12 protein-coding genes and 2 tRNA genes are annotated in these 12,393 nt (G+C 40.5%); 3 read left to right on the top strand and 11 right to left on the bottom strand.

Going from position 1 to position 12,393, the window contains the following annotated elements:
- Positions 1-61: 61 nt before the first annotated feature.
- The 3 genes from ACVLR6_RS13435 to ACVLR6_RS13425 all read left to right on the top strand — a co-directional run bounded on the left by ACVLR6_RS13435 (position 62) and on the right by ACVLR6_RS13425 (position 3,497).
- Positions 62-937: a pirin family protein gene (locus ACVLR6_RS13435; RefSeq protein ID WP_455995437.1), complete on the top strand. Its 876-nt coding sequence runs from the start codon at positions 62-64 to the stop codon at positions 935-937.
- 433 nt (positions 938-1,370) lie between these two features.
- Positions 1,371-2,669, top strand: coding sequence for an FAD-dependent oxidoreductase (locus tag ACVLR6_RS13430; protein WP_455995435.1), 1,299 nt, complete (start codon positions 1,371-1,373; stop codon positions 2,667-2,669).
- 3 nt (positions 2,670-2,672) lie between these two features.
- Complete coding sequence (locus ACVLR6_RS13425; RefSeq protein ID WP_160242735.1) at positions 2,673-3,497, top strand: SAM-dependent methyltransferase; 825 nt, start codon at positions 2,673-2,675, stop codon at positions 3,495-3,497.
- A gap of 61 nt (positions 3,498-3,558) precedes the next feature.
- Here the strand turns inward: ACVLR6_RS13425 and ACVLR6_RS13420 are convergent.
- The 11 genes from ACVLR6_RS13420 to ACVLR6_RS13370 all read right to left on the bottom strand — a co-directional run bounded on the left by ACVLR6_RS13420 (position 3,559) and on the right by ACVLR6_RS13370 (position 12,314).
- Positions 3,559-3,634 (bottom strand) — tRNA-Thr (locus ACVLR6_RS13420).
- A 223-nt stretch (positions 3,635-3,857) separates the two neighbouring features.
- Positions 3,858-4,085, bottom strand: a complete 228-nt coding sequence (locus tag ACVLR6_RS13415) for a hypothetical protein (RefSeq protein WP_005180651.1) — start codon at positions 4,083-4,085, stop codon at positions 3,858-3,860.
- A 1,043-nt stretch (positions 4,086-5,128) separates the two neighbouring features.
- Positions 5,129-5,407: a hypothetical protein gene (locus tag ACVLR6_RS13410; RefSeq protein WP_455995433.1), complete on the bottom strand. Its 279-nt coding sequence runs from the start codon at positions 5,405-5,407 to the stop codon at positions 5,129-5,131.
- A gap of 770 nt (positions 5,408-6,177) precedes the next feature.
- Entirely contained in the window at positions 6,178-8,298 is a 2,121-nt protein-coding gene (locus ACVLR6_RS13405) for a DUF3987 domain-containing protein (protein ID WP_455995432.1), read from the bottom strand.
- Between the two features lie 5 nt (positions 8,299-8,303).
- Positions 8,304-8,663, bottom strand: coding sequence for a hypothetical protein (locus ACVLR6_RS13400; protein WP_455995430.1), 360 nt, complete (start codon positions 8,661-8,663; stop codon positions 8,304-8,306).
- Positions 8,656-9,039 (bottom strand): hypothetical protein, encoded by a 384-nt coding sequence (locus ACVLR6_RS13395; protein WP_455995428.1) that lies wholly within the window; start codon positions 9,037-9,039, stop codon positions 8,656-8,658. Before ACVLR6_RS13395 ends, ACVLR6_RS13400 begins: the two co-directional genes overlap by 8 nt.
- Positions 9,036-9,254 carry a helix-turn-helix domain-containing protein gene (locus ACVLR6_RS13390; protein WP_455995426.1) on the bottom strand — a complete coding sequence of 73 codons (219 nt, stop codon included), beginning with the start codon at positions 9,252-9,254 and terminating at the stop codon, positions 9,036-9,038. Before ACVLR6_RS13390 ends, ACVLR6_RS13395 begins: the two co-directional genes overlap by 4 nt.
- Positions 9,255-9,347: 93 nt before the next feature.
- Positions 9,348-9,635 carry a helix-turn-helix transcriptional regulator gene (locus tag ACVLR6_RS13385; RefSeq protein WP_455995425.1) on the bottom strand — a complete coding sequence of 96 codons (288 nt, stop codon included), beginning with the start codon at positions 9,633-9,635 and terminating at the stop codon, positions 9,348-9,350.
- A gap of 82 nt (positions 9,636-9,717) precedes the next feature.
- Entirely contained in the window at positions 9,718-10,623 is a 906-nt protein-coding gene (locus tag ACVLR6_RS13380; RefSeq protein WP_455995424.1) for a DUF6387 family protein, read from the bottom strand.
- Between the two features lie 104 nt (positions 10,624-10,727).
- On the bottom strand, positions 10,728-12,014 hold the full coding sequence (locus ACVLR6_RS13375; protein ID WP_455995422.1) for a tyrosine-type recombinase/integrase: 1,287 nt from the start codon (positions 12,012-12,014) through the stop codon (positions 10,728-10,730).
- A 210-nt stretch (positions 12,015-12,224) separates the two neighbouring features.
- A tRNA-Ser gene (locus ACVLR6_RS13370) sits at positions 12,225-12,314 on the bottom strand.
- Positions 12,315-12,393 lie beyond the last annotated feature (79 nt).

Here is a 12,393-nt window from a genome sequence, read left to right as displayed (position 1 = left end):
CTGGCCGCACTACAAAGGCTTAACATGAAACGATCAATTCTCCTTGCAGGCGCAGGACAGTATGAAAAAAATAATTGGTTTATATCGAAACAAAAACATGCACTGGGTCGGTGATGGTTTTCCGGTACAGAACCTGTTTGCTTATGACCGTTTAGGTCAGGCCATCAGCCCGTTTTTAATGCTCGACTATGCTGCGCCTTATCCGTTTGAGGCGACGAAAGCGCAGCGTGGTGTGGGTTCACATCCGCATCGTGGCTTTGAAACTGTGACTCTGGCCTATCAGGGTGCCGTCACCCATCAAGATTCGGCCGGTGGCGGGGGCACTATTCAGACGGGTGATGTGCAGTGGATGACAGCCGGTGCCGGCGTGGTGCATGAAGAGTTTCATTCTGCCGATTTTGCCGAAGCCGGTGGACTGTTTGAAATGGTCCAGCTCTGGGTCAATTTGCCAGCCAAAGACAAAATGACCACGCCGCGTTATCAGGCCATTGCCGCTGCCGATATTCCCCGGATTGAACTGGACGATGCCGCCGGACACCTCCGGGTGATTGCCGGGAACTATTTAGGTCACACCGGGCCGGCACAGACCTTTAGTCCGGTCAATGTCTGGGATGGTAGCTTGCATAAAGATGCGCAAACCTTTGTGCATGTCCCGGTGACTCACAATGTCCTGCTGGTGGTGCTAAAAGGTGAGCTGCTGGTGAATGGCAATCAACAGGTGCAGGACAGTTCTGTCGTGATGTTTGCCCGCGATGCCGAGCCGACCATTCAGTTGCAGGCGCAGCAGGAAACACAGTTTTTAATTCTGACCGGTGAGCCATTAAATGAGCCAATTCAAGGCCATGGTCCTTTTGTGATGAACAGCAAACAGGAAATTATTCAGGCCTTTGAGGACTTTCATTCTGGTAAGTTTGGCCAAATTCCGCCGCAAAGCTAAGCATTCAGCGATCCTGCTGCGAAAAGAAAAAAGCCTCTGATAAAAATCAGAGGCTTTCTTGTTATTGCGCTGTTAAGTTTCTTGTTTTATCTCATTTGTATCATTATCTGTAATTATTTTATGTGATGTGGTTGTCATTCTTGTGTGGAGCGTATACTAGCGGAAAACACGCACTTTGTAAAACAACTATTCTAAAACTGGTTAATTTATACCTATTGTTTTTAAATGATTTTTAAAAATTAATAAATAAAATTTCAGGTATTTCTTATATTTACACGGGGCTTGAAAATACGTTAAAAAATGTAACAGAAGTGGCATTTTAGAACTTTATTACACTTTGTAAAAAGGGTGAATCTGGTAGTTTTTAATAGCTCATTTTGGCAAGGCATGGTTCATAATTTCGGTCAATGTTTTCATTAACGGATAAGACGTTTTGGATATTGCAGTCATCGGTAGTGGCATGGCTGGGCTAGCTACCGCAAGAATTCTTAAAGATGCAGGGCATAACATTACAATTTTTGAAGCTCTGCCTGGACGTGGAATGGACAGCCACAGTACTGAGTTTGAAGGCGGTTTAATTGACGCACCGCTGCGGGTCATGAATCCGCATTTGTGGAAAAACACGCTCAGTTTAGCCACCTATCTGGGTATTCCGACCTTCCCGGTACGGACCTATATGGCCTGTAGCTGGTTATTTGAAGACCGGACCGAAACCTGGTTAACCACCTCGCGTACGCGTATCGGGAATTTCCCGATTATCAATAACCGTAAAGGCTTGCAGCAATACGGCTGGCGTCTGGTTAAAGGCATGTTGCAGTTAAAAACGGCAATTGCCAAATTCTTCCGGTCGAAGAATCAGGACATTACCCTGGCTGAGTTCATCAACCAGAATGAAATTGAAGAAGTGTTCTGGCATGGCGCGGTAATGCCGGTGTTGTACACCATCTGTACCTGTAACCCGAAAACCATTGGCGAATGGCCAGCGAAGCCGCTGTTGACCTTCTTGCGTCAATTGACCGATGGTGATGCGCTGTTGCGTATTCAGGGTGGCACTCCGGCGCTGGTGAATAAGCTGATTGAAGGTATTCATATCAAGAGTGGTTCACCCATCACCCATATTAGCCAGCAAGATGATCAGGTCTATGTCAAAAATGCCGAAGGCGAAACTGCGGTATTTGACCGTGTGGTGGTGGCCACCCCAACCACCAATATCGAGAACTTCCTCGATCGTGAACAGTTTACCGAAGATATTGCCTTGTTAAAGCAGTTCAAGTTTGAACAGGGCGAACTGGTGATTCATACCGATAGCACAGTGATGCCGCCAAAACGCAAAGACTGGTCGGTACTGAGCTATATGATGGACCGCAAGTTTACCCGTCAGCAATTTACTGTCTGGCTAAACTCGATTGAGCCATCGCTGGTCGGTAAAACGCCGGTGTTCCAGACCTGGCGTCCGGTCACGCCTATTGATCCGAAGAAAGTTATTTCTTCTGTCACCCTGACCCGTGCGGTGGTGGATTCAAAAACCGTGGCATTGAACAAAGAATTGCAACAGCGTCATAAAGTGGCTGATCGCAAGGTGTTCTTCTGTGGTTCATGGTCATGTGACGGCTTGCCAATTTTAGAATCAGCCGTGACTTCAGCCATGCATATTGCAGAAATTTTTGGTGCACCGTTGCCGTTTGTGGGCTTAAAACCTAAAGTAGAGGTTGCTCCCCAACTCGGCTATTAATCTATGCGCTGGCTTCAGGCAATTTTTCGACAGGCTCCTTCCCATAAATATGCAATCAATGCAGCGCTTTTGGGAGATCCTGCCGAGTTGCCCTGGAGCAATCTGGGCTACTGGCACTCATCTGCACAGGACTATCCGGCGGCGTGCCAGCAGCTGGCCGATCATTTGGCCGAAGCCGTTCAGTTGCAATCCACAGATCGGCTGCTCGATTTAGGCTGTGGACAGGGCGCCAGCCTGTTGCACTGGCAACAGCATTATCAACTCTCAAATATTACCGCCGTTGAACTGCAAACGACCTGTGTCGAGCAGATTCAAGCGCGCTGGCCAGAGCTGCCCATCTATGCGCAGTCTTTTTTAAATTTAAAAAATCTCATACCTCTGGCGCCATTTGATGTGGTGCTGTGTATTGATGCGGCCTATCATCATGCTTTGAATTCATTTCTGGATGCCGTGCAACCGGTTTTAAATTCAAAAGGCCGTCTGGGTTTTCACACCCTGATATTGTCACCGCAGTTTTTAAATTCAAATACTGTGCAGCAGCACGCTTATCGCGCTTTATTAAAGGCGGCGGATGTGTCGTTGCCGGAACTGAAAACCGCAGTACAACTGGAGCAGTGTTTGCAGGAACGCGATTTTACCCAGATTCAGATTGAAGATTTATCTGCACCAGTGTTAAACGGATTTGCCGAATATATCCAGCAGCTGCACTGGCCGCAGCACAGTCCAGGTCTGGACCGGATCAAGATTGCCATGACCGCAAAGCTGTGCCGACGTTTATATAAAGATGGCTTGGTGAGATATGTGCAAGTGACCGCACACACGCAATAAAGCAGAAAAAATAGCGCCATAAAAACAACAAAGGCCCACTAAAATAGCGAGCCTAAGAAAATGGTGCCGGCACACGGATTCGAACTGTGGACCTACTGATTACAAGTCAGTTGCTCTACCAACTGAGCTATGCCGGCATTGTGGAGTTGCATTTTACAGATTTTTAATTCGGGCGCAAGCGAAAAAATAAGCAATTAAAAGTAGGCGACAGGCGCTGTTTTATTTTTATCCAGCTCTTGTTTTCGCGCTTAAACATCGTGGAAGAGGCAAGTTTCTGCTCAAGACAACAATAGCTCACGTTCAGGGCGAGCTATTGTTTTGAATTTAAAATAAAGGGGGGTTAAGTGCCGCAGAGGCGTGCTACTTGCTCCTTAAAATACGGTCTAAATCTTGTGCACATTCTTCAAGGGTAAAAGCCATATCGAGTTGCATTTGTGGTTTGAGTTCGTTGGCGAGAGATCTCCACTGCTCAATAAGTTTAAGGGCTTTTTGAATTTTATGTCGATTGAGGTCTTTGGCGATGGTGGGGGTATAACCACCACGTTTGGCATTTTTAATTTGTTTGACATAATTTGCGCTGTTATTCATGCTCGCTCCCGAATAGCAGTTTTTTGACTGATTGGCTTTAAACATCTTTTTTGGCACGATTAAATGAAGAATATTTTTTAAGTTAATAGTTTTAAACAGTTGTTTATTTTGCCTATTGTTCTCCTTGTTCTGTTTAGGTCTGTGTTTAACATAGCACAATGCTTGCTGCTGTAAAGCTTGCGAATTCTATGCCACTTTTTATTGTTGTAGCATGAGATGATGACTTTTTGTTGACATCTGTGGTTTAAAAACAGGTTGGAACTGTGGCAGGCTGTAATTTTCACATATATGCGGGCAGGATGGCATAACCCGAAGATCATGCTTAACAACCCAAGAGATGAACGGGAAGTCAGAAAAATTGATGCTATTTTCAGCAAAGCCTGAGATGGTGCTGGAAAAATAAGCGCTACAAGTCAATGAATTTATCAATATAGTTTTGAATTTAATAGAAAAAGTCTATCTCAGGTTTCCTGTTTTATCTGTGTTAAAAACTTGACCATCCATTTAAATTTTAGGGAAGCAGATGCGATAGAGGCTCTGCTTTTTCAATTGTAAATTTAAATTCAAAAGCCGATGAATTTAAAACTTAGCGGATGTATTCAGGCTCAAGTTTTTAAATTCAAAAAAATAAAAGTACTGTTGTTATTTTAAAATCTAATCCAGAAACAATCAGATAATTTCACTGTCTGGAATTAAATAATTTTGAAAAAGCAGAAAAGTCGAAGCATAAAAAAAGACCCAAATTTTACAATTTGAGTCTTTTTAAACATTCTGGCGGTGAGAGAGGAAGTCGGAATATATTTGTAAGATATTGAAAAATATAATTATAAAAATGTATAAATTTAAATATACCGACAAATATACCGACAAGTGTTCAGAGTTGTACGGGTAGTGCGCGTATCGTCAATTAGATTCCGAAGCTCTCGATTTGTGTAATTTATGAATATAGAACTTAGGTATTAGCAGAAAAAAATATAAGATTTTTACCGTGCTTATAGATTGGTTAACATGGAATAACCGATCAATATTTAAAAAAACCAGCTTCACGCTGGCTTTCCTTTCTGTTCCAGTCCCTTATAAAAGATTATCCCGAACATAACGCCAGCGCCCAGACTGCCAGGCATTAAATCGACTATTTCTGTACCTGGTACTAAGGCTAGCTTTACTAAAGTCATAATCGAGGCAGTCAAAGCAAACCAGACTAGAGTAATAGCCTGCTTCTTGTTGACAGACCAATTAGCGATTTCAGGTTTTGACTTCACAATGGATTTTGCAATCACGAAAGATAGAATGGCTAAAACCAGTGATGTTGTAAGCAGCATATTTTCCCCTCTTTATTATCTTAAAAGTTGATTTTTCACCATTTTAAAATACAGCAAACTCGATATTTTTTGTTAATCGAATAATTGAAAAAATATCTCTTGAAAAAATCGTGCATGGGGTTGTTTCCCAAAACAGGGGAAAACAACCCTAATTTAGTTTAAAAAATTATATAAGTATTTGTTTTGTATAATTAATATTGAAAACGTGCAAAAGTGTGCAGCTAAGGCTTAAATCCGGTCTTTTTTTGGTAATTTTTGCCAATAAAAAATAACGTAAATTTTTAAAACAGAATTGTAGGCCGACGGCGTAAAAATTAGTTCTGGATACAGAGATGCGAATCTACAACCTGTTTATGTTCATCTATGGCTTTTGCTATTCAGTGTTTTTGTTATGGCTACTTGGAAAATTTCTTAGTTTTAGAAGTACGACCTGGTATCCATCACACTTTCTTTGTTTGCGTTTAAGCATTGGTCTAATTTCTTAATCTGCTTGTACTTGGATATGTGTCTTTTTCACTATGACAAGTGCGACCTTCAATTCTTAATTTATATATTTCTATATGAAAGTCTGACTAAATGACTAAATGACTCTGTAACTATTGATATAAAAGACTTTGTATTTAGTGGTCACCTAGAATCCATCTGACTAAGCGACTAAATAGAATATCGATTTAAAGTTTCTACTTAGTCAATTAGTCAGTTAGTCAAATAATGACTGCTAAATGTAAAGCCTTTAGCAGTAATACTTTCAGGCTCATTTAGTCACTTAGTCACGATTCTGTTAAACAAGGGTGAATTACAATGTATCTTTTACGTCCTATAGATTCGATCTTGATATAGTTTGAATCTATCAACTGCTGGAGAACCATCTCAAAAAGATTTTTATTCTTTTGCATTGGTCTAGGGCATGAAGTTTGAACATATGAATAAGCTATACGATCAGTATTTTGGGCATTGCATTGTTTGGCAATCCATTTAATAAGACGTTCTGCATCACTTTCGGTTTTAACCTCAATATCTGCATACATTGCCCATTCATTTAATGAATGCTGAACGACTTCACAAGCTCCCTTTAGCGTTTTGGCATCAATCCACTGTAAGCCCTCAAAATAAGCAAATACAGTGGCTAAACGACGCGATAATTGGCTGGCACGACTGGCAAATGCTTGTAGGTACTCATAGCGTTTTCCTTTGCCTTGAAGCAACTCAAACATATTATAGAATTCTTGATCTATTTCTCTTGCCTCATCGCTCATAGGTAGCACATAGCGTCCATTATATAGCTCATGCTCAGATTTTACTTGTGGGCAGTCATCAAGTAGATATTCGCAGCGTGTCCAGTAGGCGATAAGCCTATGGTCAGTGCTGGCATTCTTATTTCGATAAATTGCATCCTGTATTCGTTTACCAGCAAGGTTTTCAGGGATAGTTAGAATAAATCTAGGTAAAAACCCTTGTCCCCTTAACACGGGGTCTTTTAATGCCTCTGCCAATACTTCATGTTGTCCTTGTAGATTGAATGTAAGCCGAACATCATAGGCTCGACCACTGCCATTCAGATTTGATTTAGATCGGGTACGTTCTACAAAGCCATCATCAAATAACTTGGCATATCCTCCTAGTGCTTGGTTGCGTGTATCACCTTTCATAGTATGGCCACCAAAAAATTGGCCTGCCTCATCACTTGCGATAGAGGCATTATTCAAAATGCCATCAATATAAAGCCCAGCAATAGATTCTAGTGTTATATCGCTATATAGAGTGCTTGGGTCATTCGGTGGTGGATTCTCTACACAATATGCCTCACGGTCTTTTTTAGATAATCCAGCTAGGCCACTTTTCCATTGTTCAAGCTCTTGGCGATATGCTTCGTACTGTTTACGTTCATGATTAATGATTGCCCGATCTGCTAGGTTTCGGCTGGTACTCTTACGGCTTCCGCTTTGTCCCTCAGTTAGCAAAAATAAACTACATGGCTCTCCTTGTTCATTAAACGGATGTGGTGCATTTACTTTAGCTTGGGCAATATGTGACATAGCACCAATAACACATTGTGCAGTCATGGCAATCGGTGCTTGTACATGCTCAGAAATGGCTATAACGGCCTCCTTTGCTAATGGTGGGAGTGCATGAATCGGGTACGGATTCAAAGTGGTTTCTGATTGGGATAATGGTAATAACTCGCCCCATTCAGTCGGCTTAATTAATTGTTCTATAGCTTCATCAATAAATACCTGTATTTCGGATGTATCTTCCTCTTTAACAAACTGATAGAAAAACTCGCTTACATCAATTTTTAGATACTGGTTTAGCAGCCTAACAGCCGTGTTTTGTTCCAGCTTTTGAAATGGCTCAAGCTGTATATGCTCAGGTCTGACAGGAATATAAAGTTGTTTGTATCCGGCATTTGATAACTGATTAATCACAAATTGAATTTGCTCAAAATCAAACGCTTTAAGTTCAGTCTGCTTGGCATTGCATAAGGTGGGTAATATCACCAAAGCTACGGCGTACCCAGTCTGGGTAATCTTAAAGAATGCTTCTAGGCTGTAAGTAACAATAACTGGCTTATCTTTTTGCAGTTCGCCGTAGTAGGCAAAGCCCTTAGCTAGTCCATCAGGAATGACAATTACATGCTGTCCGTCCTGCATGACTGCACACTGTACAAGCTCTAATTGCCCATCATAGATAGGCATAATCAAAGGCTGTTTATAGGTAGTGCCGTTTATATTTACATTGCTCTGTTCAACATAGATCGGCTGATTTGGACTGCCGAAACGCTGTATCAATGGATGTGAAAAATAAGCATCATTAATCGATACAAGCTGCATACATTCAGCTAAAATAGCTTCGGGTGTTATTAGTTCTTCGGGGTGGTCATAATCAAGCATTGTGACTACCCCTTATTATTTAATAAAGAAATACGTTCATTATGTTTCTTTTGCCATTTTTTCCAAAATACACAAGAAACTCGTTCCATTGCTTTCTTAACGTGCAAAGCCCCTGTAATGAAATAAAAACTATAATCAGGGTGTTCTAACTGAATAGCGTTCTTAAATTGATTGGCTTCTTCGAAAGAATAGAAGGGAATATTCCAATTCCCTAGCGGATAGGCAATACCACTATTTACACGTCCAACGGCCATATAAAAGCAATAGCATTTATCATTTGCCATTGAATCAATCCATGTTTGGATTTTTTCTTGTGATTGATTTCCAGGATTAACAAAAGATACAGGATGAATTTGATTAGGCATGGTTGCCTCCTATGAGTTTTGAGTTTTGAGAAGTTTCGCCAGATTTAAAACTGGTGAGGGGATTCACTCTCGGCCTCATAGAGCCGCCCCACATATTCGCCACGAATGACTTATTTTGTGATGTCATCCCCTCATAGAGGGAGTTCAGCCTTGTTAGTGTAGCTGAAACACTTGTGCTGTATAAATGCAAAGATTGAGAGCCAATGCAGTTAAGAGGCACAAAAAAACCTGAATGACGTTCAGGGGTGACGCTATGAGTTTTCGAGAGGCCTACAGCATAAGCGGAATGACTCATACTTGCAATAACGAAGCAAAGCACAACAAAGCAAGTGCCTAGAAATATGCCTTTGAGCAAATTCAAAATTAACTCTTTCATACCGCCACCTGCTGAATAAGCTCATAACGAGCATGTCTGCCAAGGCCTGATTTATTGCGTATGTTATGAGTCACAATGTCATAACCTGTGTTGCGTAAACGCTGGATGATTGCACTTAAACGGTAGCAACCAAACAGGTCGATAGCCTCGGCCTGTGAAATGGTTTTACCTTGTTTGAGATGAGCTAAAACTTGTTTTAATTGGGTGTTATTCATGTTCTAGTCCTCATTTCATTGGATACGGCTCACTAATGGCATTCATCAAAAGGCCATCAGTAAAAGGTCTAAGTTCTTTACGATGTTGCATCATTAAGCCTCCAATCCTTTTGAAGCCATCCATTCTTCAATATCTTCAATACGCCATGCGGTGATGCGCTCGGTTAGTTTTACTGGTTTAGGAAACTCTCCAGTACGTACCTTGTCCCAAATAGTTGTTTCACCCATCGGCAGAATGCCTTTGCGTTCAGGACGAGCCTTGATGATTCTGGTTGTGCCATCTTTCGTGGTGTACTTGCGTTCCTTACGTGCAGCCGTAGTCGCAAGCTGTGACATGCGGTAAAAGCCTTTTGGGGGATGATTGAATTTTTCAGTGGACATAAAAAACCTCTAACTATGTAGCGTATTGCAACGGTGTTAGAGGCAGTATCTAGTTTGATTAAATGAAAAGTAGGGGAATCGGTTAGCTAATAACTTTCCCTACTTTTTGCTGAAATTTCTGATCTGCAAGATAAATCAAATACTGACTGTCTGTACTTTTAGAATCTAATAATGATGTAGCAAGTGGAAGAATTGTTTCATTGACCCGATCACTCTCAAAACCTCCATTTGGGAATAGCAGTTGTTCGAACATTTTTATTTCAAGTGTATGGTCATTTAATTTAGCCCATATAAGTAAGTCCATTGATTGGATAATTTTGTATTGTTTAATTTTTTCAATAAATTCTTTAGGTTTATTAAATATAGCTTTGTGCTCTGTTATCTGTCTTAAAAATTTTAAATGCTGCTTAAATTCCTCGATTATCGCGTGATTTGAGAAGTTTAGATTAATTGAAAATGAATAGTCTGTTTGCTTATATTGTTTAGATTTAATCAATAATCTAAATTCATCATAGCTAAGGTCATATCGTTTTTGCAATCTGTCATTGGTGTTGCGTACTGGTGTTATATAAGGTCTAGAATCCCAGTCTTTCTTATTTATAAGTTGTGGACTTTCTTCTGGAGATATTAATTTGGTAAAACTTTTTGATATTTTTTGAAGTCTTTCTTCATAATAGCTTTTTTCAATTTCTATTTTTTCAGTAATGGTAAGTTCTCTACTACTAGGAAGACTTTGTTTATATTTATTAAATAAAATGGAGAGGGATATACCAGGAAAAAACTTTTTATTACTTCTATTATCTATTTCAGGGTGTCGACAAAACTTTTGAAATTCTATTATTTCTAAATAAAGCATTTGACGTTTATGAATCTCAATAGAAAGTCGTCTAGCACTATAGCTATCTTGATATTCATCATAAGCGGGGCTTTTTAGATACTCAGGAATAAGGTCAATATACTTACTGGAAATATGCTTAATTTTCTTCATTTAGTAATCCCTATATTCATTCAAATAGTTAAATAAAAAGGCATTGAAAATGCCTTTTTGTGTAAAAAAACTTAACTAAATAATGAATTATGCTTCTTTAAAACTTATGCGGTTTTAACGCTCTGTTTGAACTGAATCAAATTTTCATCATCATTTGGCTTAAACCTTGATACATCCCCACCTTGACGAAGTGTGTCCAAATAATCAGCCCATAGCTGCATCATTTCACGTCTACGGCGTAAAAACTTAGTTCGGTTATAGGCTGTACCATTTGGGTCTTTAACCTTGTGAGCAAGCTGGTGCTCCACAATATCAGTTCTGTATTCAATTTCTTCATCAAGCAGTGTTCGCGCCGTTGCCCTAAACCCATGTGCTGTGTGCTTTCCTTTAAATCCTAAACGTTTCAAAACTTGGGTAAGGGTGTCTGTACTCATGCACTCAGATGAGGTTTTGACACTTGGAAATACATATTTTGAAGTAGTTCGCATTTCCTCTAGTTCTTTGAGAATGTCATAAGCCTGAATTGATAACGGTACAATGTGGTCTTGATTGGTTTTACTAGCTGCAAATGACAAGCATCTATTTTCAAAGTCCACTGACTCCCATAGAAGGCCACGTATCTCATTTGGACGTTGATAGATATAAGCAGATAACTTTAGTGCCAGCTCTGTTCTGATTCTTGTACGTGGAAAGTCCTTAGTTAAACGCCATGTCTTACGTAATAGATCGGCTAACTCTTTCTCGCTAGTAATGGCGTTATGATTGCCTTTAATTGGCTGGGGTAAGCTAATGTCGGGTGCAGGGTTATAAGTAATGATTCGGCGTTTTAACGGAAGTTTAAGCACCATATTCATAATTGACTTAACACGTCTAGCTGATTCAAGTGCACCACGTTCAACAAGTGCATCAGTCACATCGCGTTCTAGCTGTTCTGTGGTCAGTTGTGTAACTGGTAAGTTTCCAATGAAGGGGAGGATGTCTTTATTCAGCTTGCGTATTGTTTCACTGTCTACCTTTCCCTCATGTCTACGAATCTCTAACCATTCCGCAGCAAATTTACTAAAAGTGTTCTCTAAGGTTTCAAGCTGCTCGCGTTTTTTATTATTCCGTTGCTCGGCTGGGTCGATACCATCTGCCAGCATCTTTTTAAATTCATCACGTTTAATTCTTGCTTGCTCAAGGCTAACCGTTGGGTAAGTGCCGATTGCTAGAGTGTTATATTTTTGCGTTACTGGTCGACGGTAATCCATGCGCCAATATTTCGCTTCGGTTTCATCAATCAATAAATACAGTCCACCGCCGTCTGGGTGTCTTTGCTTCTTTGCACCGTTCACATCAAAGCTAAGATTTTTAACCTGTTTAGCAGTCAGCTTATTAGACTGTTTTGCCATACTGATTTCTCCTTGTTGTCGGTATAAATCAGCACTTTTTTAGAAATGGAGGTCAAAAAATAGCTGATTTGAGTTTATACCGACAAATATACCGACAAAGTTGTCGGTATACTACCGTTCTCCATAGGAGTGTATCGGGCAACAAAAAAGGCTTAAACCCTTTAGATTCAAGCCTTTTGCACTACGGTAAAGTACCGTAAAAATCGAATTTGGCGGTGAGAGAGGGATTCGAACCCTCGATACGCGTCAACGTATACACACTTTCCAGGCGTGCTCCTTCAGCCACTCGGACACCTCACCATAGGCCGTGGATAATACCCAAAAAAAGTCACTCTGCCAAGCTGAAACAATTGATTTGCGGAAAAACTTTTGGGCTGGT

This window comes from Acinetobacter sp. T63 (genome assembly GCF_053852345.1).
The sequence above is the reverse complement of the archived record's forward strand: the minus strand, read 5'-3'. Positions and strand labels throughout refer to the sequence as shown.